Here is a 23350-nt window from a genome sequence, read left to right on the forward strand (position 1 = left end):
CCTAGTTCCGCCGGGGCGTGAGGGCATTGAGCACCTGCTGCGACAGCGCATGGTAAAGCGGCACCGGCATCAGCCAGCCGGAAACGGCAGCGGCCAGCAGGCAAGCCGCCAGCACCGGCAACGCCATGTCCGGGCTATGGGCCAGCTCCAGGGTGATGACGGTGGCGGTCAGCGGCGTGCGGGTGACGCCGGCGAGATAGGCGGCCACCCCCAGCAGGGCGCATTGCGCCAGGCTGATACCGGGCAGCCAGTCGACCAGCCAGGGCCCCAGGGCCGCACCGACCGCCAGCGAGGGCGAGAACAGGCCACCCGGCACCCCGGCCAGATAGGAAACGACGTTGGCGAGGAATTTCCACAGCAGGAAGTCGCCCCCGGTCACCGGCTCGCCGGCCAGGATGGCATGGGTCTCGGCATAGCCGGTACCGAACACATGCTGACCGGAGATCAGCCCCAGGGCCGCCAACACCAGCCCGCAGCCTGCGGCGAAGGCGACCGGGCGCCGACCACGCAGGGCGTTGAGGCGACCGAGCCAGCCCTGGTCGGTGGGCAGCACCAGGCGACCGTAGCAGCCACCCAGCAGTCCACCGACGACCCCGATGACGGCTACCCCGATCCAGCCCAGGCCCCAGGTCAGGCGCAGATCCAGGGCGCCGAGGTAGCTGTAGGGGCCGACGATACCCAGGGTGACGATGCCGCCGAGCAGTACGGCGGTGAGCACCAGGCCGCTGAAACGCTGCTCGAAGGTGTGAGTCAGCTCCTCGATGGCGAAGACCACCCCGCCCAGGGGCGTGTTGAAGGCCGCGGCGATTCCGGCGGCGCCGCCGGCGAGGATCAGTCCGGACAGGGTTCTGCGCCCGTGCAACCCGAGGCGCTTGCCGAAGCCATAGAGCAGGGCCGCGCCGACATGAACGGTGGGCCCTTCACGCCCCACCGAGCCGCCCACCAGCAGGGCACCGGCGGTAAGCAGCAGCTTGGCGAGGGCGATGGGCGGCGCCAGCAGGCGCGCACGCAGGTCCGCTTCGGGTCGTTCGAGGGTGGCGATGACCTGGGGAATGCCGCTGCCGCGGGCATCGCGCAGCGCGCCTTGCGTCAGCCAGACCAGCAGCGCAAAACCCAGGGGTGTCACCAACCAGGGCCAGATCGCACTGTGCTGCAGCATCTTCTGAAAGAGGCCGAAGGAGGCATCGGCCAGCCAGGCGAAGGCCAGACCGGCCAGACCCACCAGCACCGCGCCGACCCAGAAGGCGATGCGCTGGCGCCACTGGCGCAGCCGACGCCGTCGGCGATGGCGCAGCAGATGCAACCGACGCCGGGCGGCGACTTCGGGATCGGTATCGGGAAAGACGTGATCGGACATGGAGACGAGGACACCAGGAGGCGGAAGCCTCCCAGTGTAACCTCTTGTTACCGCGGTATTGCCAGCGCCTGGATCAGGCGGCGGGCACCAGCTCCGTTGCCGCTTCGTTGCGCTTGAGCACCGCGTAGATGACGCCGGTAACCAGACTGCCGGCGGCGATGGCGCCCAGGTACAGCCAGGCATGGCTGATGGCATTGGGGATCAGCAGCACGAAGAGGCCGCCGTGCGGCGCCATCAGCTTGCAGTTGAACAGCATCACCAGGGCACCGGTAAGGGCCCCGCCGATCACGCTGGCCGGGATCACCCGCAGTGGGTCCTTGGCGGCGAAAGGAATCGCGCCTTCGGAGATGAAGCACAGGCCCAGCACCGAGGCCGCCTTGCCCGCCTCGCGCTCGCTCTGGGCGAACTTGTGCCGCGCCAGCAGGGTGGCGATGCCCATGCCGATGGGCGGCACCATGCCGGCGGCCATGGTGGCGGCCATCGGCCCGTAGGTCTTGGACGCCAGCAGGCCGACGGTGAAGGCATAGGCCGCCTTGTTGATCGGGCCACCGAAGTCGATGCACATCATGGCGCCGAGGATCAGGCCGAGCAGCACGGCGTTGCTGGTGCCCAGGTTGTTGAGGAAGTCGGTGAGACGACTCAGAGCGCCGGCCACCGGGGTGCCGACCAGATAGATCATCACCAGGCCGACGATGAGGCTGGCGAACAGCGGGATGATCAGGATCGGCTTGAGCGCCTCGACGCTGGCGGGCAGGCGAACGTGCTGGGCGATGGCCTTGGCCAAGTAGCCGGCCAGGAAGCCGGCGATGATGCCGCCAATGAAGCCGCTGCCCAGACTGGCCGCCAACCAGCCGCCGATCATGCCGGGTGCAAGTCCCGGGCGGTCGGCGATGGAATAGGCGATGTAGCCGGCCAGTACCGGTACCATCAGCTTGAAGGCCGAGTCGCCACCGATCTGCATCAGGGCCGCCGCCAGGGTGCCCTGCTCCTTGAAGGCCTCGATACCGAAGACGAAGGACAGCGCGATCAGCAGACCGCCCGCCACCACCATCGGCAACATGTAGGACACCCCGGTGAGCAGGTGCTTGTAGACACCCGCACTCTCTTTCTTCGCGGGCTTGGCGCCCTCGCCCGCTGCCGGCGCGGCGCTGCCGGCCAGGGTCTCGCCTTCGGCCAGGGCCTTCTTGATGGTCGCCTCGGGTTGCTTGAGCGCCACACCAGTCCCACAGCGATAGACGCGCTTGCCGGCGAAGCGCTCGACGTTGACCTCGATGTCGGTGGCCAGCAGCACCACGTCGGCCTCGCGGATGGCCTCGGCCGGCAGCGGATTGCGCGCCCCCACCGAGCCCTGGGTTTCCAGATGCAGGCGATAACCAAGCTTCTTGGCCGCGTTCTGCAGCGCCTCGGCGGCCATGAAGGTATGGGCGACCCCGGTCGGGCAGGCGGTGATGGCCACCAGCCGTGGCGTCTCGCTGGCAGTGGCCGACACGCTCGGCGCAGCGCCAGTGGCGGCCGGTGCCTGCTCCAGCACCTTGGCTTCGCTGGTGGCACGTTGCAGGAAAGCATCGACGTCGCGCAGGGCCTCTGCCGGGGCGGCGCGGTAGACACGCTTGCCGACGAAGCGCGACAGATCGACTGCGCCGGTGTGGACCACCACCACCAGTTCGGCGCGGGCCACCTGGTCGTCGGTCAGCAGGGTGGCCTCGGGGCCGTCGTGGATCTCGACGCTGGTGGTCCAGCCGCGGCGCTGGGCGGCGGCGTCCAGCAGACGTGCGCTGAGCACGCTGGTGACCATGCCGGTCGGGCAGGTCGTGACGATGGCGATGTTCATGGGGTTACCCCTGATTCTTGTTCTAACGGAAAGTCGGGAAGGACACGCACCTGCACCTGGTCTTCGAAGGTGGCGAGTTGCGCGGGATCTTTAATGCCGAAGCCGATCTGGGTGACCGCCAGGGCCGCGATAGCGGTGGCCGTGGTCAGGGTGCGTTCCGGCGACTGGCCAGTGAGCAGGCCGTGCAACATGCCGGCCAGCAGGGAATCCCCTGCGCCAACGGTGCTGGCCACGGTGACGGTTGGCGGCTGCGCCTCCAGGGTCTGGGCGCCATACCAGCGCACGCCGTCGGCGCCCTGGGAGATCACCAGGTGCTCGATGCCCAGGGCGCGCAGCTGTTCGACCAGCAGCGCCTGCTCGGTAGCGGTCTCGGCCGGGGCACCACAGGCTTCGGCCAGCTCTTCGGTATTGGGCTTGATCAGCCAGGGGCCGGCGGCCAGGGCGGCACGCAAGGCGGCGCCACTGGTATCCAGCGCCACCGGCAGGCCCAGCGACTTGAGGCGCCCGACCAGGGCGGCCAGCCACTCGGGGGTCACCCCGCGCGGCAGGCTACCCGCCACCACCACGGCGTCATGGCCGGGGGCCAGGCGATCCAGGGTTTCCAGCAATTCCTGCTGGGCGGCGGCGGACACCTCAGGGCCAGGCCCGTTGATGTCGGTGATGCGGCCAGCGGCCTCGGCCAGCTTGAGGTTGCTGCGGGTCTCGCCGGGCACGCGGACAAAGGCGTCGGTGAAGCCGCGACGGGCGAACAGGGCCTCGAAGGCCGACGCGTTGTCGGCGCCGAGAAAGCCGCTCACCGTCAGTTCGTGGCCAAGATCGGCCAGCACCTGGGCGACATTGATGCCCTTGCCGGCGGCATGGACGATCACCGCCTCGCTGCGATTCACCGCGCCAGGCTTGAGCGCCGGCAACTGCACGGTGAGGTCCAGCGCCGGGTTGAGGGTCAGGGTGAGGATGCGGCTCATCGCAGGGCCTCCACGCTTTGCCGGACTTCGTCGGCGGTGGCCAGCTCCAGGGCTCGCGCAGCGCAGGACTGCACCAGGCGCAGTTCCAGTTCGCGCACCCGGGCCTTGACCAGCGGCACACTACGCGCCGAGACCGACAGCTCGTCCACGCCCAGACCGACCAGGACCGGCACCGCCAGGGGATCGGCCGCCAGCTCGCCGCAGACGCCCACCCACTTGCCGTGGGCATGGGCGGCGCGCACCGTCATGTCGATCAGGCGCAGCACACTGGGGTGCAGGCCATCGGCCTCGCCGGACAGCAGCGGATGGCCACGGTCGATGGCCAGGGTGTACTGGGTGAGGTCGTTGGTGCCGACGCTGAAGAAGTCCACTTCCGGGGCCAGGACCGGCGCCAGCAGCGCGGCCGAGGGCACCTCGATCATGATGCCGACCTGCAGATCGGTGGTGGGGATCTCCTGGCGCAGGCGGTCGAGCACGTCGCGCGCCTGGCGCCACTCCTCCACCCGCCCGATCATGGGGAACATGATCCGCAGCGGCCGACCATCGGCGGCCTTGAGCAGGGCGCGCAGCTGGGTTTCCAGCAGTTCCGGGCGGCGCAGGGTCAGGCGGATGCCGCGGATGCCGAGGAAGGGATTCTCTTCCGGCGGCAACGGCAGATAGGGCAGCGGCTTGTCGCCGCCGACGTCCAGGGTACGGACCACCAGCGGCTTGCCGGCGAGACCATCCAGCGCGCGGCGGTATTCCTGCTCCTGGGTCGCCTCATCGGGCGCAGCGTCATGGCTCATGAACACCAGCTCGGTGCGCAGCAGGCCGACGGCTTCGGCGCCCTGCTCCACCGCAGCGGCGGCCTGGGCGGTGTCGCCCAGGTTCACGGCGATCTCGACCTGATGGCCGTCGCGGGTGGTGGCGCTTTCGAAACGGCGGGCCTCGGCGGCGCGACGGCGCTCGGCCTGGACCTCGCGCTCACGCTGCACGGCTTCGATACGACTGGCATCCGGGGCGATTTCCAGGGTGCCCTTGTCGCCATCCAGCAGCAGCACGCTGCGTGGCGCCAGATCCAGCACGCGGCGACCGGCACCGACGATGGCCGGAATGCCCAGGGCGCGGGCGACGATGGCGCTGTGGGAGCTGGCGCCGCCGCGGGCGGTGAGGATGCCGCAGACGCGCTCGCGATCCAGTCGGGCGACATCGCCCGGGCCGACCTCGTCCATCACCAGTACATAGGGTTCTTCGGGTTCGCGCGCCGATTCGACGCCACACAGCTGGGCCAACACCCGGCGACCGACGTCGCGCAGATCGGCGGCGCGCTCGGCGAGCAGCCGGTCGTGCAAGGCCTCCTGCTGGCTGGCCGCCGCTTCGATCTGGGCATCCCAGGCAGCCGCGGCGCTGGCGTTGGCCTTGAGCCGGGCCGTGATGCCCTGCTGCAGGTCCGGGTCTTCCAGCATCTCCAGGTGGGTCAGGAAGATCTCGCGCAGAGCACTGGCCTCGCTGCGCGCGATGAGCGCTTCAATATCGGTGCGCACCACGGCCAGGGCGGTATCCAGCCGCTGCCGTTCTGCGGCGGCGCCTTCCCCGGTGGCGGGATAGTCGAATTGCTGGGGCGCCACCACATGGGCTGGCCCCACGGCCAGGCCCGGTGCGGCGGCCACCGCCTGGGCGTGATCGCCCGGGGCCAGCGGCAGTTGTTCGGAGGGGTCCACCAGGCTGATGGCGGTGACCCGGGAGGCAGCGGCCGTTGCCGGGGCGCTGGCGGTGACCGGCTCGACCTCTTCGCCAAGACCAGCCTGCACCGCGCCGATCAGATCGTTGAGCGCGGCTTCGGCTGGGGTACCGGGTTCGACCAGGAATTCCAGGGTCTGGCCGCGCCGAGCACCCAGGGCCAGCAGGCGCGACAGGCTCTTGGCCGAAACCGGGGCGCCCGCGTCGACGCGCACGCGGATCTCGCCGTCATAGGCCTTGGCCAGACGCGCCAGCTCCTTGGCCGGACGGGCATGCAGGCCATGGGCGTTGGCCAGCACCACCTGGGCGCTGGGCCAGTCGGGGGCCACTTCGCCCCCCAGAGCCTGGAGCACGGCACGACGCGAGGTGGCCTGGGCCAGTTCCTGACCACGGCCGGCGACGAGCAGATCGCAGAGACGTTCGAGCAGTGCGCGATGGCCCTCGCCGAGGCTGGCCAGGCAGAACAGGCCACGCACCGGCTGGTCCTCGAGTTGCAGGGTCTGGAGCGGGGTGACGAACGCCAGACCGGGACGCTTCACGGCGGTTTCGCTGTTCAGCCACCAGAGGCCATCGCCCAGGGGCAGCGGCTGGCTGGCCTGCAACGCACCGGCAAAACCGGCGCCCACGCATTCCATGTGCTTGAGCATGCGCGCACCCTGCCAGGCCAGGTCTTCCAGGTCCTCGGCGTCGATGGCCAGCTGCACCAGTTCTTCGTCCAGCGCCAGCGCCTGAGGCGCGCCCTGCAGCAGATCGAGGATCTGCTGGGGCTCGCGGGCATCGCGCAAGGCCTGTTGCAGGTCGCTTTCGCCCAGGGCGCGGGTCAGCAGCTGCAGGATGCGCAGGTGTTCGTCGGATTTGGCGGCGATGGCGATGGCCAGGTAGGTCAATTGACCGTCGCCCCAGTCCACCCCGTGCGGAAACTGCATCATCCGTACGCCGGTGACATGCACCTGGTCGCGGGTTTGAGGTGTACCGTGGGGAATGGCGATACCCTGGCCGAGGTAGGTGGAGCCCTGGGCCTCGCGGGCCTTGAGCCCCTCGAGATAACCCGGGGCGACCAGGCCATCGGCCACCAGGGACTCGGCGAGCATGGCCAGGGCGGTCGCCTTGTCCGGCGCCTGCTGGGCCATGCGGATATGCTGGGCATTGAGTTCGAACATGGAAGGATACCTCCGGCGCCGCGCGCCCGATCCTGGCGCCGTGCCTTTCTTGTAATAGATGCTTGCCGGCTCGCTCAGCCCTGCAATCGCGTCGGGAGAGGCGTGGCAGGGCCCTTGGCAGATTCGTGCCAGCCCTCGGACAACAGAAAGCTGAAACGTTTCACCCAATGGGACTGGAACGTTACTCGATAATCGCCGATCCTTGAAGCACAACACACAATAAAGACCGTCTCGTTCATGGCGTACAGCACAGGCGATTCAGGTCCGATGAGGAACAGGCGTGAAACTCAGCGACATCGCCCAATTGGCCGGCGTATCCCTTACCACCGCCAGCTATGTCATCAATGGCAAAGCAGCGCAAAGGCGCATCAGCGCCGCGACCGTGGCGCGAGTCATGGCCGTGGTCGAGGCCCACGGCTATCAGCCTGATCAGCGCGCTGCCGGCCTGCGCCGCGGGGCGACCCACACCCTGGGCTTTCTGCTGCCCGACCTGGAAAACCCAAGCTACGCCCGTCTGGCCAAACAGCTGGAGCGACGTGCGCGAGCGCGTGGCTATCAGTTGCTGATCGCCTGCACCGACGACAATCCCGACAGCGAACGCCAGCTCATCGCGCTGTTTCGCGCCCGTCGCTGCGACGGCCTGTTCACCGCCAGCAGCCTGGCCGAGGACGACGCGCCCTATCGGCAGCTGCAGGAACACAACATCCCGATCATCGCCATCGATCGCCAGCTCGATCCCGCGCAGTTCTGCTCGGTGGTCAGCGACGACCACACCGCCGGTCGCCAACTGGCGGCTACTCTGCTGACACCCGACACCCACAGTATCGCCCTGATCGGCGCCCGCCCGGACCTGGTGATCAGCCGCGAGCGCGCCGCCGGTTTCGCCGCCGCCCTTGCCGATCACCCAGCGCGCCACTGGGAGCGTCATGCCCCTCACTACAGTCGCGACGGCGGCCGCGCTCAGGCCCAGGCGATGATCGAGGAACTCGGCCACTGGCCCGACGCCCTGCTGGCCACCTCCTATGTGCTGCTGCAAGGCGTGCTGGACGTGCTGCGCGATCATCCGCTGGCCGAGGGCAACACCTTGCGCCTGGCGACCTTTGGCGATACCCAGTTGCTCGACTACCTGCCGTTCAAGGTCAACGCCATCTCCCAGCAACACGAGGTCATCACCGAGCGGGCCCTAGAGCTGATGCTGGACGCCCTGGAAAACGACCACTACCTGCCCGGTGTCCAAGCCATTCCAAGGGTTCTCAAACGCCGCCTGTCATGAGCCTGCTGATCGACACCCACAACCACCTGGACTACCCGGGCTTCGACGCCGAGCGGCCCACGCTGCTGGCCGAATGCGCGCGAATCGGCGTGGTGCGCCAGGTACTGATCGGGGTCGAGCGCAGCCAGTGGCCGCAACTCTGGAGGGTTGCAACAGCCCATGACGGCCTCTATGCGGCTCCAGGCCTGCATCCGCTATACCTGCACCGCCATCAGGAGGCCGATATCGAGGCGCTCAGGACCTTCTGCCTGGACCATCGGCCAGATCCCCACCTCTGCGCAATCGGCGAGATCGGTCTGGACTATTTCATCGAGACGCCAGACAAGCCGCGTCAGGCCTGGTTCTTCGAGCAGCAGGTGCGCCTGGCCATGGAGCTGGAGTTGCCGGTGCTGCTGCACGTGCGCCGCGCCCATGCCGATGTGGTCAAGATTCTGAAACGCCTCAAGCCGCCACGCGCCGGCATTGCCCATGCCTTTTCCGGCAGCTACGAAGAAGCCCGTGAATACCTGCGCCTGGGCTTCAAGATCGGCCTGGGTGGCGCCCCCACCTGGCCCCAGGCCAGACGGCTGCAGCGCGTGCTGCCGCAGCTGCCACTGGATGGCATCGTGCTGGAAACGGACGCGCCCGATATGCCGCCGGCCATGCACCCGGACGTGCGCAACAGTCCGACCCATCTGCCAGCCATCTGCGCCGCCCTGGCGCCGCTGTGGCAGGTCTCTGCGGAGACCCTGGCCGCCGCCACCACGCGCAATGCCTGCGCGGTGTTCGGCTGGGAGGCAGACCCGCCGGCCTAATCCTCGTCAGGCTGCAACTCGGCCTCCAGGCGCTGCCAGTCGAAGGCAGGCCCCGGATCGGTCTTGCGCCCCGGCGCGATGTCGCTGTGGCCCTGGATACGCTCGGCGGTGATCGCCGGATAGGTCCGCTGCAAGGCCCTCGCCAACCGCCCCAGGGCACGGTACTGAGCATCGGTGTAGGCCAGCTCATCGGTGCCTTCCAGCTCGATGCCGAGGGAAAAGTCGTTGCAATTCTCACGACCGTCGAAGCAGGACACCCCGGCGTGCCAGGCACGCTGTTCGCAGGACACGAACTGGGTCACCACCCCGTCGCGCTCGATGAGAAAGTGGGCAGCCACCTTCAGCTCGGCGATTTCCGCGAAGAAGGGATGGGCCGAGTGATCCAGGCAGTTCTGGAAGAAGGCCTGGACGCAACCGGTGCCGAACTGCCCGGGCGGCAAGCTGATGTTGTGGATCACCAGCAGGGACACTTCCGTCCCGGGCGGTCGTTCGTTATGGTTGGGCGAAGGGCAGAGTCGCGCCTCGCGATACCAGCCATCGACGAACACCCTGTCCATCAGCGCGCCTTGGCCTTGAGCGCGTCGCGCAGGGCATTGGCGTCGCTGAATTCGCGCTGGCTGACGAAGCGGCCATGGTCGAGGGTCACCCAGAGCACCTTGTCGGCATCCCCCGGGAAGCGTGGCACGACGCGCGATTCACGATCGAGCAGCACCCGGTAGCCGTACTTGCGCATGGCCGGCACGGCGAACATCCGGGTGATGGCAGTCGGCATGCTGCTGATGTCGGCGATATAGGCCACCCGGGTGCCGTCGATATAGTTCGCGGGCTGGTCGCGCATGGCTTCCTTCACCAGCCCGGAGCCACTCATGCTGCGGGCGACCAGCAACACCTGCAACTGATCGTCGAAGGTATAGGGCTGATCCCGCTGGTCGAGCAGGGTGAAGGGCGAGACACGTTCGCCCGGCTCGAGCGCCAGCGCGGACAGCGGCAGCAACAGACACGACAGCAACAACGCCAGAACTCTTGCGCGCATGGCATCCTCTCTTGAGCGATCTATCAGGGCCGCTATCCTGCCCTACCGCTCAGGCTGGCACCACCCATCGCATCGAGGAGCCCCATGATTCCGCTCAAAGAACTGCTCGCCCAGGTTCCCCAGTCCGGCGAGGTGCGCTGGATCGGTGTGCGACCCGCCTCGCGCGCGCCCATGGTCGAGATCGAGGCCGTGGAGGCGCGCCGGGATGCGGGTCTTACCGGCGATCATGCCCGCCCTACCCCACGCAACCAGCGCCAGGTCACCCTCATTCAATGGGAGCATCTGCCAGTGGTCGCGGCCCTGATCGGCACGCCCGTGGCGCCGGCCGATCTCAGACGCAACCTGGCCATCGCCGGAATCAATCTCTTCAGCCTGAAGAATCGCCGCTTCCGCATCGGCCAGGCGGTGCTGGAAACCACCGGCTGGTGCCAGCCCTGCGCGCGCCTGGAAGAACGCCTGGGCGCAGGTACCTTCCAGGCCATGCGGGGTCATGGCGGACTCACCGCCCGGGTGCTGGAGAGCGGCATCATCCGCCTGGGTGATCGAGTACAGGTGTTGGATTGACCCCAGTTTCCCTAGGGTCGAATGGCCGGGCCAGCCCGGTTAAACTAGCGCTACCTCTCGTCGCCGCGGACATCGCCGCCTGGGTAGATGCAGGCTGTTTCCCTTGAAAACCACCAGTTCTCGCCCATCTTCCTCTCCAGATACCGCGATCCCCATACGGCGCGACGACCCCTGATTTCGTCCGACCCGGGACTGCGCCCGCTTGCGGCGACGCGCCCGGACCGGCCAAGGCTTTCCTTCTCCAAGAGTGCTCTCCATGACCCATCGCATCGTTATCGTCGGCGGCGGCGCCGGCGGCCTGGAACTGGCTACCCGCCTGGGCCGCAGCCTGGGCAAGCGCGACCAGGCGCAGATCGTGCTGATCGACGCCAACGCCACCCACCTGTGGAAACCCTTGCTGCACGAGGTGGCCGCCGGCTCGCTCAATTCCACCGAGGACGAGCTGAGCTACGTTGCCCAGGCCAAGTGGAACCACTTCGACTTCCAGCTCGGACGCATGACCGGTCTGGATCGCGAGCGCCGCAAGGTGCAGCTGGCGGCGATCGAGGACGACGGCGCCATCCTGGTCCCGGAGCGGGAGATCGGCTATGACTCCCTGGTGCTGGCCATCGGCAGCACCACCAACGATTTCGGCACCCCGGGCGCTGCGGAAAACTGCATCTTCCTCGACACCCGTGCCCAGGCCGAACGCTTCCACCGCAAGCTCCTGACCCACTACCTGCGCGCCCACGTCAGCGAGCAGCCGGGTGAATTCATCGAGGTGGCCATCGTCGGTGCCGGCGCCACCGGCGTGGAGCTGGCCGCCGAACTGCGCAATGCCGCCGAAGAGCTGCAGGCCTATGGCATGGACCGCATCCGCCCCGAAGACCTGCGCATCACCCTGGTCGAGGCTGGCCCGCGCATCCTGCCGGCCCTGCCGGAGCGCCTCGCCGGCCAGGCGCAGCGGACGCTGGAAAAACTCGGTGTCCGGGTGCTGACCAGTTCGGCGGTCAAGGAAGTCCGGGCCGACGGCCTGCAGACCGCTGGCGAATTCGTCCCGGCCAGTCTCAAGGTCTGGGCCGCCGGTATCCGCGCACCGGCCTTTCTCAAGGACCTGGCTGGCCTCGAGACCAATCGCATCAACCAGCTGGTGGTGAATTCGACGTTGCAGACCACTCGCGATCCCGATGTCTTTGCCCTCGGCGACTGCGCGGCCTGCCCCCTCACCCCGGGCGACACCCGTACCGTACCGCCCCGCGCCCAGTCCGCCCACCAGCAGGCCTCGCTGCTGGTCAAGACCTTCAAGGCGCGCCTGGAAGGCAAGCCGTTGCCCGACTATGTCTACAAGGACTACGGCTCGCTGATCTCGCTGTCGCGCTTCAGCGCGGTAGGCAATCTCATGGGTGGCGCCCTCGGCAGCCTGACCCTGGAAGGCTGGCTGGCGCGGACCTTCTATGTCTCGCTCTACCGGATGCACCAGGTCGCTCTCTATGGCCCGCTGCGGGCCCTGGCGCTGTTTGCCGGCGATCACCTGAGACGCAAGACCGAGCCACGCCTGAAGCTGCACTGAGCCCCTGACTCAGGCATAAAAAAAGCCGTCCTTGGGACGGCTTTTTTCATTCCACAACGGTTTCAGGACGGCGACTGACCACGCAGGTTGCCGATCACCGAGGTCATGGCGCGATCGAACAGCAGAGCATCGTCGAGCAGCCGTACCCGGCCTTCCTGGTAATCCAGCGCCAGTTCCTCGCGAGTGCGATCCAGGACCTTCATGCCGGTGCGATTGACGAACACCAGCCGCCCCATGGGGCGAATGACCGCGGCCAGCTTGCAGCGCAACTTCTGCTCGACGTCGAGGATTTCCAGCCAGGCGCCAACCGACAGGTTATCCACCCACTCCAGGGACTCGGCGGTCAGGCCTGCGATCCGTTCGCCTGCCCGCGGCAGCTCGAAGGGTTCGTCGGCAGGGACCGGCGTCGGCGCGGCCGCCACCACATCCGGAGTCGCCGACGCTTCCGCCAGCTCGGGGCGCGTCTGCTGAAAGGTCTGTACGTGCAGGGACTCGAGCTCGGTGAAGAATTCAGAGGTGGAGAAGGGATCGAAGGCCGCGCTGGCCAGGCCTTCGCGCAAGGCCTTGAGCAGACCGGGCACCATTTCCAGCAGCCGCTGCCGTGAGGCCACGTCGTGGTGCGGCTGGATGCTCCAGATCAGATCGTCCATGGTCTTCAGGGCCGCGCGCCATTCGCTGGAGTCGTAGCCCTGCTTCAGGCAGGTCAGCAACAGCACCTGGCTCCAGGCCTCGCGCAACACGCGCTGCACGGCGCCTGGCAACTGATGCTCCTGCAGGCGCTGACTCAGCACGTGCTCCACCTGCAACCGGGCGATCTCGGCACGGGCCCGGCCTTCCTCGGCGTCACGGGTGCGCTGTTCCAGCAGCTCGCTACGGCGCTGTTCATCGCTGACATAGGCCATGAAGTCGGCCAGCAATTCGGCAAAGATTTCTGGATCGTCGACGAAGTCGCTCAACAGGCGCTGCACGATCTGCTCGATCTTCTGATAGAGACCGTCGCGCTGCAGATCGCTTTGTTCACCCCAGCCCAGGGAGGCCGCGGCGATCTCGTTGAGCAGGCGGCGCGCCGGATGGCTGCCACGGCTGAAAAAGGTCTTATCGAGGACCGCCACCTTGAGCATGGGAATCTGCAGACGGGCGATCAGGGCCTTGAGCGAGTCCGGCAGGGTGAGGTCATCGAGAATGAATTCGAACAGCATCGCCACCAGATTGATGACGTCTTCGTCGACCTGCCCCACCACGCGCTTTCGACCCGAGCGCTCGCTGATGCGGCCCAGCGCCACGCCCAACTGCGCCTTCAGGTCGTAACCGTCCAGGGACTGGCTGGATATCTGCTGTTGCAGGTGCGACAGCAGACGCATGAGGTCGTAGCTGGTGATGACCTGGCCATCGCCGGTCGCGGCGCCCTCGTCGCTGGGCCTTCCGCCACCCAGGGTGGCACTGCCCGGGGATCGCAACTGGGCCAGCAGGCCCTGCAGGGTGCCGAAGAGCTCCTGACCATCGTCTTCGCTGTTGACGTGGGCCGGCGTGCGCCCGCTGTACCCCTTGGACGAGCGGCCCGGCACCTGCTGGGGAATGGCCTTGAGCTGGGGCAGTACCCCGGCATCGACCAGTTGCCGATTGGATTCCGCGTACAGCTGACCAAGGCCATTGAGCACGAAGCGCTCGAACAGCTTGTAGATGATCAACTTGACCTTGATGTCGGTATCGAGATCGCGGCAGGCCTCGACGAAGGCCTCGCACAGGCGGCGCGGCCCCAGGGGATGAGTCGCGTCATCCAGCTTGCTGGACAGCTGGGTGTTGAATCTGATGGTCAGGTGGCTGATGGCCATGGCGTTGTTGCTGAGCGCCTTGGCCACCATGGTGTCCACCGCCACGCTCTCTTCCAGGGCGTCGTTCTGCACCAGACTCAGGTCTTCGTAGGAGACGCTGTCCAGGCGCATCTCCGGCTTGCTGCCAACGAGGTTGTTCAGCGCGGCGAAGCGTTCGAAATATTGCTGGAGAAAGCTGCGCTCGATGCTCTTGCGTCTCAGGCGCAGATCACGCATCGCTTCGAAGTAGAGGCTCTGTTCTTGGTTGCTACCGGCCCGATCGGCCATTTCGAAGAGGGCATCGTCGGCATTGTCGAACAGCTGCTGCAAAGAGGTGTTGAGTCGCTGAGCGGCGCGATCCCTGACCGGTAAAAGCACAGCAGGCAATCGGGAAGAAGATTCCCCGAGCGCCTTGAAATGAACCACATTTACGTCGTTCTGCACCACCGCCTCCCACAACCGTCCTTGCGTTCGGCTGAATCGCGTTCCACTACAGGAGCATTGAACAACGTTGGCCGCCCTGGCCGCGAGGTGAAACGTTGTCGATGTGCCATTATTTGCTCTGCAACGGCATCGACCAATCGGCATCTGCGCAGTACATGACCGGGTTCACAAGGCACCTGTCAGCCAGCGCCTGCCCTTCGAATGATTCAACGTTGTCTATCTCAGATCGTCAACCTCCCCTAAAGTTGCCCGTCCGCTTCCTGCAGCCCCCTATCGGAGTCCCTCAATGTCCAGCGCTACCCTGTCCGATCTTGCCCAGGTCATCACCGAAAACGTCGCCGCAGCCCTGCGCGAAGACGTTGGCAGCGGCGATCTCACGGCGGGCTTGATTCCCGCCCAGCAGCACGCCCGGGCGCGTGTCATCACCCGAGAAGCGGCGGTCGTGGCAGGCAGCGCCTGGGTCGACGAGGTGTTCCGCGTCCTGGATCCGCAGGTAACCGTCAGCTGGCAGGTGGCGGATGGTGACCGGGTCGTCCCTGACCAGGTGCTGTTCGAACTCCAGGGGCCGGCGCGGGCCCTGCTCACCGGCGAGCGCAGCGCCCTCAACTTCCTGCAGCTGCTGTCCGGCACCGCCACCCGCTGCCGGCACTATGCCGACCTGGTACAGGACACGGCCGTGCGCCTGCTGGACACTCGCAAGACCCTGCCTGGCCTACGCCGCGCCCAGAAGTACGCGGTCACCTGCGGCGGCTGCTACAACCACCGGATCGGGCTGTTCGACGCCTTCCTGATCAAGGAAAACCACATCGCCGCCTGTGGCGGCATCGCCCAGGCCGTGGATGCCGCTCGCCACTTGGCACCGGGGCGCCCGGTGGAGGTCGAGGTGGAGAATCTGCAAGAACTGGAACAGGCCCTGGCCGCGGGTGCGGACATCGTCATGCTGGACGAACTGAGCCTGGCCGACATGCGCACGGCAGTGGCCCTGACCGCCGGCCGGGCCAAGCTGGAGGCCTCGGGGGGCGTCAACGAAGACACCCTGCTCGGCATCGCCCAGACCGGCGTCGACTACATTTCCATCGGCACCCTGACCAAGGACGTCAAGGCGATCGATCTGTCGATGCGGATCCTCGCGTGAGCGGGATAGGCAAAGGGCGTCGCGGCGGCTAGACTCCGCAGCCGCGCCAAGCGCACCGGCTTCGAGCGGTCCCCGCGACCGCTCGCCCCTCGCGATACTCGAACAAGATCGAACCCGTGACCAAAGATCAACTGCGCGCTGAACTGGAACGCCAGGCCCAGCGCTATCAAGATGTCTACGGTGGCGAAATCGTCACCTACGCCGCTCAGCCCAAACCCGATCGCAAACCCTGGAAGAAGCGTCCTACCGTGCAGGACGAAGTATTCGCCTCGGAAGTGCGCAAGATCGCCGACCACAAGGCCAAGACCGCTGCCGAAGCGACCGCTCAGGACGACTGAGCGGAGCCGTTGGAATGCGCGTCATCTGGCGCTGCGTCCGCGTGGCCTGCCGACGCCTGTAGCTGACGCCAGAGCGCGGCCGCCGCGCTGAAGTCCGCACCGCCCTCGCCCGTCATGGCCTGCAGGTCATAGCGGGAGAGGCAGCCTTCGCCCAGGCGCGGCGGCGGCTCCGCAGTGCCGGGCGCCGCCTGGACATCGCGGTCAGTCGAAGATGACGGTCTTGTTGCCATGGACCATGACCCGCTCTTGCAGGTGGTATCTCAGCCCACGCGACAGCACCATCTTCTCGACGTCCTTGCCCAGCCGCACCATGTCCTCGACATTGTCTCTGTGGCTGACACGTTCCACGTCCTGCTCGATGATCGGACCGGCATCCAGCTCTTCGGTCACATAGTGGCAGGTGGCGCCGATCAGCTTCACGCCCCGCAGCGCGGCCTGGTGATAGGGCTTGGCGCCAACGAAGGACGGCAGGAAGCTGTGGTGGATGTTGATCACCTGATGGGCGTAGCGGGCGCAGAGATCGGGCGGCAGGATCTGCATGTAGCGCGCCAGCACCACGGTATCCGCCTGGTGCAGATCGATCAGCCGCGAGACCTCGTCGAAGGCCGGCTGCTTGTTGGCGGGATCGACCGGCACATGGAAAAAGGGAATACCGTGCCATTCGACCATGCTACGCAGGGTGTCGTGGTTGGAGATGACACAGGGAATCTCGCAATCCAACTCGCCGCTGTGCCAGCGGTGCAGCAGGTCCGCCAGGCAGTGGGATTCGCGGCTGGCCATGAGCACCACGCGCTTGCGCTGGGCCGAGTCGGTGATCCGCCACTGCATGGAGAACTCTCGCGCGATGGGCGCGAAGGCCTGGCGAAAACCTGCCAGATCGAAGGGCAGTGAATCGGCGCGGATCTCATGGCGCATGAAGAACCAGCCACTCTCCGTATCCGAATGATGACTCGCTTCGGTAATCCAGCCGTTATAGGTCGCCAGGAAGTTGCTGACCTTGGCCACGATACCTACCCCGTCCGGACAGGCGATCACCAGACGAAACGTTTGCATAGCACAACCTCGAGCGAAAAGGGGCTGCATTCTAGGCGCAGTCGCTGGCAGCGTCGAGCGGCGCCGGGCTCCGCACACAGGCCCCAGGAGACCAGTGGATAATCGAAAGCGGCCAGTCGTCACCTGACAAGTTCCATGGATATTCCGTTTAAAGTTGCAGGCGACTTGGCAAATCCATTAATGCCGCACTCAAATGACTAATGAACGCCTATATCAAAGACCGTTTACTTATCCCGATAGCCAATCTATGATCGCTGCAGACTTTCACCTCTGCATCATTTCAGAACAAAGGCCGTTTATGTCACTCATCAATGAATACCGCCAGACCGAAGAAGCCATCAAGGAACTGCAGGAGCGCCTGAAGTCGCTGCAACAGGATGACAAACTGCAGCGCGAACTGGAGTTCGAAAAGAAACTGCGTTCGCTGATGGGTGAGTATCAGAAGTCCCTGCGCGACATCATCGGCATTCTCGACACCGAAGCCAAACCCGCGCGTCAGGCTCGCACCAACAAGGCCAGCAACACTGCCACCCCCAAGCGTGCGCGCAAAGTTAAGCAGTATAAGAATCCGCACAATGGCGAAGTGATCGAAACCAAGGGCGGCAATCACAAGACCTTGAAAGAGTGGAAGGCCAAGTGGGGCTCCGACGACGTCGAGTCCTGGGCTACCCTGCTGGATTGATCGGAGAACGCCGGCTTGCCGGCGTTTTTCTTGCCTTCTTACCAGCGCTACGGCCAGTGCAGGGCCTCAGGCGCCAGCAATACCTGCTCCTACCCTGCGCACGTTCAGCAACCTGCTCAAACCTCCACCTACTCGTGCCCATTCCCTAGTCTGCCAGGGTGGCGAGCAGGATTAGGCAGATCACCTCATCGGTTTGCCGATCCAAGCCCTTTCTTTATCCGTGCTTCTCTTGATCGGTGACAAAGCGCCGCGACTTTAGGTCGCAGTGGCAACGTCGCTATCCAGTTGCTGAATCAGGCTGCGCACATGAGCGGACCAGGCATCGAGAATGGATAGCACATCGACGGACACTTCAAGACGCAATTGTTCGCTCAAGGCAAGGAATTGACTACAGGTCATATGTCCTTGTCCGGCTTCGCTCAGCAATCGCTGCCGACAGAATTGCCGCCAGCGTATCCCCTCTTCCGCCGTCAGCAACTCAGGAAAGTTACGTGCGCGGTAGCGAAAGAACAGTTCCGGATGACGCTCATCCTGAAAGGCCCAGGTTCGAGTACCAAGTTGCTCGGCGGAACAATGACGAACTTGATCGCAGAGTTGCCGTTCCTCAGCCGCGATGAAACCGTCATACAGTCTTAGCTCGGCGTCCTGTTCCTGCTCAGAAAAACCGGATGGTTCGCTATAGATCGCCTGCACCTTGGGCTGCCAATTCGCACGCTGATCGAGAATCCGGCGAACGGTGCGCCAGACGGCGGCCAGATCGAACTGCAGGCGTTCCGTGTCCACAGGACGCAGGACGCTGAAGGGCGCCAGGATCGGGCACTTGTTGATCTGCACCAGCTTGAGGGGGACCGGCAGTTCGCCTTCAGCGAGGGCATCGCGCCGGGTGTAGAGGCGCTGGCGCAGACTATCGGCATCGAGGTCGAACAGTGGATCCGGCGCTGCGCCGAGATCACAGACGATCAACGCGTTGCGGTTGACTGGATGCCAGGCCAGCGGCAGGACGGGAGCAAGAAAGTGGCGCTCGGCGCTGAAGCGACCGGAGACATGCAGCAAGGGCTCGAGCAGGCGAATGCGTGCGAGTGCCGCCTTCTTCTGGCGCTGCGTCCAGAGATAGTCATAGAGCCGCGGCTGGCGCTGCCTGACCAGCCGTGCCAGGGCGAGGGTCGCACGGACATCGGCCAGGGCGTCGTGCGCCTGGCTGTGCTCGATGCCGTTGGCCAGGGTCAACCGGTCGAGGCGCAGGGACAGCCGCTGGTTTTCCTCGGGCCAGGTGAGGCCCTCCGGGCGAAAGGCATAGACTGCCCGGATCAAGCCCAACACATCCCAGCGACTGTTACCCTGCTGCCACTCACGGGCATAGGGATCGTGGAAGTTGCGGTACAGGCTGTGCCGCACCATTTCGTCATCGAAGCGCAGGTTGTTGTAGCCAACGGTGCAGGTGCGCGGGCGGCTGACTTCGTCATGGAGACGCTGCACGAAATCTCGCTCGCGCAGCCCCAGGCGCTGCAGGGTAGCCGGCAGGATACCGGTGACCAGGCAGGCCGAGGGATGCGGGAGGACATCCGGGCTCAGCTGGCAATGCAGATTGAGCGGTTCGCCAATTTCATTGAGTTCAAGGTCGGTACGAACCCCTGCAACCTGCAACGGACGATCCCGCCGCGGATCGATCCCCGTGGTCTCGAAGTCGTACCAGAAGATACTGTCAGTCACACCGCCCTCCTCTGGAATGGCCGCAGTCTAGCATCGCCAAGCGTCTTGCTCCCGATCGCCCGCACCCGCTAGGCTCTGGACTTATCCCCCTGTATTGCCACCACCCATGCGTTCAGTCGATCGGCTCTCCCTTCGCGCCAGATGCCGATTCATCGGTAGCCGCCTGAGCGTCGCGTTTTGGGCGCTGACGCTGTCCGCTGCCTGCCTCGCCCAACAGCCGCCCCTGTCCTGCCCGCTACCGCCACAGGCCGACAGCGGACCGGCCAGCCTGCGACTCATCCATCAGGCAGTCGACAGCCGCACCGCCCGCCAACTCGCCACCCAGCTCGCCGCAGCGAACGCGACCGATGCCGACCCGCTGTCCCTGGCGGCGGCCTATCTAAGCCACTTCGGTAGCCTGGTCCGGCGCAGCCGTCCCGAGCAGCTCGCCGAACTCCCAATGAGCGGGGGCGTGCGACTCTGGCTGGCCGGCAATCCACCGCTGTCGGAACAGGATGCCGAAAGGCTGCTGGACTGGGTCGCGTCGGGCGGGCGGCTGGTGGCCATCGCCGATGACAGCACCCTTGCCCTGACGGCGACCCTGGGCGTGCGCCCCATGCCGACCCGGGAGCTGGGCGGCGCCGCCCAGCCGATCATGGCGCTGCCACTCTGGCCCAATCTGACCCAGCTCTACCTGGCCGAGGACGATGCCCCTGCCTACCTGGGCTTCGACGACAGTCGTCATCTGTTCGATGTCGGCGATCAGGCGGTGGCCTGGGCGAGCAGCGCCAGCGCCACCCACCTGCTGCTGCTGCCCTGGGGCGACGGCAGCGTCACCCTGCTGTCGGATACCGAGCTCTGGAGCAACGCCCGGCTCCCTCGGTACGACAATGCCTGGTTGCTGTGGTACCTGACCCAAGGCGCGCCGGTGACCCTCGTTGCCCCGGCACCGCCCGTCCCCCTCTGGCTCGAAGCCCTGCAACGCGGCGGCCTGGCAGTCGTGCTATTGGGTCTGGCGCTGGCCTTCTGGCGGCGGCGTGAGCCCCGCCCTGCAGGGCGCGGGGCTGAGCGCGGGTCGGAGCTGATCAGCGCCCTGCAACGCGACATCCAGCGCGAGGTACAACGCCGCCGTCCGGAACTCGCCGACCAGGGGGTGGCCGAGCGCTGGCAATATCTCGCCCGCCTGAGCGGCCTGAGCACCCGGGTAGTGGGCGAAGCGATGCGTCCCAGCCCTGCGCGCCTATCCGGTCGAGACTTCACCCGCCGTGTCGCTCAGTTGCGCCACCTGCGCCTGGCCGTGCGTCCCACTGTTCTTGAGGAATCCCGATGACCGACACCTCCCCTTCCGACGCTGCGCCGGCGGACGCCGGCGAAACGGGCGTCAAGGCCCGCGCCCTGACCCGCCTGCAGGCCCTGCGCCAAGCCCTGCTCAAGGTGCTGCCACAGCAGGATGCCGCCGTGGACGGTTTGCTCGCCACCCTGCTGGCCGGCGGTCATCTGCTGCTGGAAGGCCCGACCGGGGCCGGCAAGACCCTGCTGGCCCGGGCCCTGGCTGCCAGCCTGGAGGCCGGCTTCGCCCGATTGCATTGTCATCCCGCACAGAATCCGGCCGACGTGGCGGGCGAAATCGTCATGGACAGTGGCAGCGACAGCGCCCGTCTGCGCCGTGGACCGCTGTTCAACTCCCTGGTGCTGATCGAGGACCTGCACCGCGCGCCGGCCCCGGTCCTCACTCTGCTGGACGATGCCCTGCAGGGCCGCCAGCTGAGCCTGGAAGGCCGCCAGGTGCCGCTGCCCACGCCCTTCATGGTGATTGCCACCCGCGCGTCGGGCAGCGACCTGCCCCTGGCAATACGCGATCGCTTCCTGGTGCAACTGCGCCTGGAGTGGCCGGCCGAGCCTCAGGAGCTCGCCGCCTTGCGCCAGGCCGTGCAACTGGGCCACGCCGATCCCCTGGAGGCGGCCGCCCTGCGCCCTCTGCTGCAAGCGCGGGACTTGCCAGCCCTGCAGCGCCTGGTAGCAGCTCTGCCGATAGCGGAGCCGGTGTTGGAGCATGCCTTGCGTCTGGTGCGCCTCACCCGGGAATGGCCAGCCTTCGAGCAGGGCGCCGGACCGCGGGCGGCGCAAGCACTGCTGCGACTCGCCCAGGCCCAGGCCTTCCTGCGGGGCGGCGACAGCGTCGCCGCCGAGGATGTACGTACGCTGCTGCCCGCCGTGCTGCGGCCACGCCTGCGGCTGACGCCGGAGCGGGAATTCGAGGGTGACAGCCTCGATGGCCAGATCCTCAAATTGCTGGGACAGTGTCCGGCGCCGCGTCCATGATCGCGCGTCACCGCCTCCCGCTGGCGCTGGCCAGCCTGGCCCTGATCAGCCTGATCCTCGGTCTGGTCGCGCCACCGTTGTGGCAGGGACTGCCCGCGGCAGGCGCGGGACTGCTCCTGGCCGTTGCCTTGCTGGAGCGCCTGCGCCCGCGCTGGCGAGGGCTAGGCCTCTGGCAACGTCCGCCGGCATGTCCTAGCCTGACCCAGGCACGGCGCCGCTCGAACACCACCCTGCACCTGCTGATCGCGAATCAGGCCCCGCACGGACAGACCGCCTGGCAAAGCGACCGCGACCAGGCCCTGGGCTTCTGGCAGAGTCTCGCTGCCAGTGGCAACGAGATGCGCCTCTACGGCTTCGATCCCGAATTGCGCCTGGTCGCGGCGACTACGCCAACCCGCGCACTGGACTCATCGGTCACCCTCTACCCTGCCTCGGGCCCGGCGGGCGATCTCAAGGCAGCACTGGCACGACTCTGCAGCCAGGCGCGAGCAGGCAGTATCCTGGTGGTGGTGGCACCACTGGAAGAAAGCGCAGTGGACTGGCTTTCCCGGCTGGATCTGCAGCGACGCGGCCTGGCGCTCTGGCTGGTCGGCACCTCGCTGCGGCAAGCGGCGGAGCCCGGCGAGATTCGTGGCCGGCATAGCGCCTGGCGCTATGCCGAAGCCTGGCAGGCACAGATCCGCAGTGAGCGACTGGCCGCGCGGCTGGATAGACGAGGGATCCGCTGGCTAGCGGCCAGCGAGACGGCGGATCTGCACATCCGCCTGCTACGACTCTGGGAAGACGACGGCCTTCAGATCGCCGACTGAGACAGGCGACCGAAGGTGAAATAATGCTGCAGCACGCCGATCAGTTCGGCGAATTCCGCCGGCGGCTCGGCGACGCTGAAGCCGGAATCGTAGTTGCCCGGGGTCACGTCTTCGTTGCTCCACTGGCAGCGAGCGTCGAAATCGACGAAGTGCAGCTGCCCATCCTGGCCTGGAATCTTCAGCCGAAGTTCGAAACTCGCGTTCACCAGCATGGGCAGCTGACTGATCATCAGGAGCCCTTCCCGGGAGATGTTGCCGATGTAGCCCATGGGCTTGTCGGTGAAACGGTTGAACACCTTCAGGTAGTAGGGCAACTGATGGCGTTCGATACGACGATTCTGAGTCATGGTGCGATTCATCCTGCACACGGTAAAGCCACTTTACCGACAACGTCCTGGAAAGCTCAGCGCTGCGGTAGGTTTCGCACCGGTTGGGGCGTCGCAACGGCCGTTCCGCCATCTAGCCCCATTTGGCGCAGGGTGTCCAGTCGGGCCTGGGCCCGAAAGGCGTATTCGCTGGCCGGGTAGCGGGCCTGGATGAAACGATAGGTCTGGGCGGCGTCGCCGTACAGCTGCTGCTGCTCCAGGCACTGGCCACGCAACATGGACATCTCCGGCTGCAGCCAGGGTCGCGCCCGCCCCTTGCGCTCGGCCTGGGAGATCTGCAGCAGAGCATTGGTGCAGTCGCCTTCGGCATAGGATTTGTAGGCGGCATCGAGATAGGAATTCATCGAAACGCTGGTACAGCCGGTGAGGCCGAGCAGCAGGAACAGGCAGAGATAAGGGCGCATGGAAAGTCCTCCTGTTCGCTAGATCGGCGCCG

Annotated in this window: 22 protein-coding genes; 10 read left to right on the forward strand and 12 right to left on the reverse strand. The window is 66.4% G+C overall.

Translation table 11 applies throughout. The features are described from left to right. Position 1: 1 nt before the first annotated feature. The 4 genes from ACUCV0_RS17860 to ptsP all read right to left on the reverse strand — a co-directional run bounded on the left by ACUCV0_RS17860 (position 2) and on the right by ptsP (position 7032). Positions 2-1357 carry a chloride channel protein gene (locus tag ACUCV0_RS17860; protein WP_482213291.1) on the reverse strand — a complete coding sequence of 452 codons (1356 nt, stop codon included), beginning with the start codon at positions 1355-1357 and terminating at the stop codon, positions 2-4. 73 nt (positions 1358-1430) lie between these two features. After that, complete coding sequence (locus ACUCV0_RS17865; protein ID WP_482213292.1) at positions 1431-3188, reverse strand: PTS fructose-like transporter subunit IIB; 1758 nt, start codon at positions 3186-3188, stop codon at positions 1431-1433. Next, on the reverse strand, positions 3185-4153 hold the full coding sequence (gene pfkB / locus ACUCV0_RS17870) for a 1-phosphofructokinase (RefSeq protein WP_482213293.1): 969 nt from the start codon (positions 4151-4153) through the stop codon (positions 3185-3187). Before pfkB ends, ACUCV0_RS17865 begins: the two co-directional genes overlap by 4 nt. After that, complete coding sequence (gene ptsP / locus ACUCV0_RS17875; RefSeq protein ID WP_482213294.1) at positions 4150-7032, reverse strand: phosphoenolpyruvate--protein phosphotransferase; 2883 nt, start codon at positions 7030-7032, stop codon at positions 4150-4152. The genes pfkB and ptsP overlap by 4 nt, the downstream gene beginning before the upstream one ends. Before the next feature lie 280 nt (positions 7033-7312). Between ptsP and cra the strand changes: the two genes are divergently transcribed. Beyond that, a complete protein-coding gene (gene cra, locus ACUCV0_RS17880) occupies positions 7313-8305 on the forward strand; it encodes a catabolite repressor/activator (protein ID WP_059315940.1) in 993 nt (330 codons plus the stop codon). Further along, complete coding sequence (locus ACUCV0_RS17885; protein ID WP_482213295.1) at positions 8302-9099, forward strand: TatD family hydrolase; 798 nt, start codon at positions 8302-8304, stop codon at positions 9097-9099. Before cra ends, ACUCV0_RS17885 begins: the two co-directional genes overlap by 4 nt. Here ACUCV0_RS17885 and ampD read toward each other — a convergent pair. Further along, entirely contained in the window at positions 9096-9656 is a 561-nt protein-coding gene (gene ampD, locus ACUCV0_RS17890; RefSeq protein ID WP_482213296.1) for a 1,6-anhydro-N-acetylmuramyl-L-alanine amidase AmpD, read from the reverse strand. The genes ACUCV0_RS17885 and ampD overlap by 4 nt on opposite strands. Further along, entirely contained in the window at positions 9656-10132 is a 477-nt protein-coding gene (locus ACUCV0_RS17895; protein WP_313648063.1) for an FAD/FMN-containing dehydrogenase, read from the reverse strand. The genes ampD and ACUCV0_RS17895 overlap by 1 nt, the downstream gene beginning before the upstream one ends. Before the next feature lie 84 nt (positions 10133-10216). On the opposite strand from ACUCV0_RS17895, the gene ACUCV0_RS17900 reads away from it, so the two are divergent. Together ACUCV0_RS17900 and ACUCV0_RS17905 are read left to right on the forward strand one after the other, a co-directional pair. Beyond that, positions 10217-10696 carry an MOSC domain-containing protein gene (locus ACUCV0_RS17900; RefSeq protein ID WP_068383365.1) on the forward strand — a complete coding sequence of 160 codons (480 nt, stop codon included), beginning with the start codon at positions 10217-10219 and terminating at the stop codon, positions 10694-10696. Positions 10697-10952: 256 nt separating this feature from the next. Next, a complete protein-coding gene (locus tag ACUCV0_RS17905) occupies positions 10953-12245 on the forward strand; it encodes an NAD(P)/FAD-dependent oxidoreductase (RefSeq protein ID WP_059315945.1) in 1293 nt (430 codons plus the stop codon). Between the two features lie 62 nt (positions 12246-12307). On the opposite strand, the gene ACUCV0_RS17910 is transcribed toward ACUCV0_RS17905, so the two are convergent. Then, on the reverse strand, positions 12308-14500 hold the full coding sequence (locus ACUCV0_RS17910) for a DUF1631 domain-containing protein (RefSeq protein ID WP_482213297.1): 2193 nt from the start codon (positions 14498-14500) through the stop codon (positions 12308-12310). A gap of 286 nt (positions 14501-14786) precedes the next feature. Here ACUCV0_RS17910 and nadC point away from each other — a divergent pair, with 286 nt between their 5' ends. Beyond that, positions 14787-15635, forward strand: a complete 849-nt coding sequence (gene nadC / locus ACUCV0_RS17915; RefSeq protein ID WP_482213298.1) for a carboxylating nicotinate-nucleotide diphosphorylase — start codon at positions 14787-14789, stop codon at positions 15633-15635. Positions 15636-15751: 116 nt separating this feature from the next. Continuing rightward, on the forward strand, positions 15752-15973 hold the full coding sequence (locus ACUCV0_RS17920; protein WP_059315947.1) for a hypothetical protein: 222 nt from the start codon (positions 15752-15754) through the stop codon (positions 15971-15973). Here ACUCV0_RS17920 and ACUCV0_RS17925 read toward each other — a convergent pair. Next, on the reverse strand, positions 15961-16203 hold the full coding sequence (locus ACUCV0_RS17925; protein WP_482213299.1) for a hypothetical protein: 243 nt from the start codon (positions 16201-16203) through the stop codon (positions 15961-15963). The two genes, ACUCV0_RS17920 and ACUCV0_RS17925, sit on opposite strands and share 13 nt — an antisense overlap. Next, the gene (purU, locus tag ACUCV0_RS17930; protein ID WP_059315948.1) at positions 16175-17026 is read right to left on the reverse strand and encodes a formyltetrahydrofolate deformylase; all 852 of its coding nucleotides are present in this window, start codon (positions 17024-17026) and stop codon (positions 16175-16177) included. The genes ACUCV0_RS17925 and purU overlap by 29 nt, the downstream gene beginning before the upstream one ends. 298 nt (positions 17027-17324) lie before the next feature. Between purU and mvaT the strand changes: the two genes are divergently transcribed. Then, positions 17325-17708, forward strand: a complete 384-nt coding sequence (gene mvaT, locus ACUCV0_RS17935) for a histone-like nucleoid-structuring protein MvaT (RefSeq protein WP_059315949.1) — start codon at positions 17325-17327, stop codon at positions 17706-17708. A 255-nt stretch (positions 17709-17963) separates the two neighbouring features. On the opposite strand, the gene sbcB is transcribed toward mvaT, so the two are convergent. After that, entirely contained in the window at positions 17964-19418 is a 1455-nt protein-coding gene (gene sbcB, locus ACUCV0_RS17940; protein ID WP_482213300.1) for an exodeoxyribonuclease I, read from the reverse strand. Between the two features lie 106 nt (positions 19419-19524). On the opposite strand from sbcB, the gene ACUCV0_RS17945 reads away from it, so the two are divergent. Genes ACUCV0_RS17945 through ACUCV0_RS17955 form a run of 3 tightly spaced genes read left to right on the forward strand, consistent with a single transcriptional unit; the run spans position 19525 to position 22528 of the window. After that, a complete protein-coding gene (locus ACUCV0_RS17945; protein ID WP_482213301.1) occupies positions 19525-20727 on the forward strand; it encodes a DUF4350 domain-containing protein in 1203 nt (400 codons plus the stop codon). Beyond that, positions 20724-21719: an AAA family ATPase gene (locus ACUCV0_RS17950; protein WP_482213302.1), complete on the forward strand. Its 996-nt coding sequence runs from the start codon at positions 20724-20726 to the stop codon at positions 21717-21719. The genes ACUCV0_RS17945 and ACUCV0_RS17950 overlap by 4 nt, the downstream gene beginning before the upstream one ends. Next, positions 21716-22528 carry a hypothetical protein gene (locus ACUCV0_RS17955; RefSeq protein ID WP_482213303.1) on the forward strand — a complete coding sequence of 271 codons (813 nt, stop codon included), beginning with the start codon at positions 21716-21718 and terminating at the stop codon, positions 22526-22528. The genes ACUCV0_RS17950 and ACUCV0_RS17955 overlap by 4 nt, the downstream gene beginning before the upstream one ends. On the opposite strand, the gene ACUCV0_RS17960 is transcribed toward ACUCV0_RS17955, so the two are convergent. Further along, positions 22513-22875, reverse strand: coding sequence for a PilZ domain-containing protein (locus ACUCV0_RS17960; protein ID WP_059316936.1), 363 nt, complete (start codon positions 22873-22875; stop codon positions 22513-22515). The two genes, ACUCV0_RS17955 and ACUCV0_RS17960, sit on opposite strands and share 16 nt — an antisense overlap. 56 nt (positions 22876-22931) lie before the next feature. After that, positions 22932-23318, reverse strand: coding sequence for a tetratricopeptide repeat protein (locus tag ACUCV0_RS17965; RefSeq protein WP_059315953.1), 387 nt, complete (start codon positions 23316-23318; stop codon positions 22932-22934). Between the last annotated feature and the right edge of the window lie 32 nt (positions 23319-23350).

Source organism: Pseudomonas sp. VMV1, from assembly GCF_056790235.1.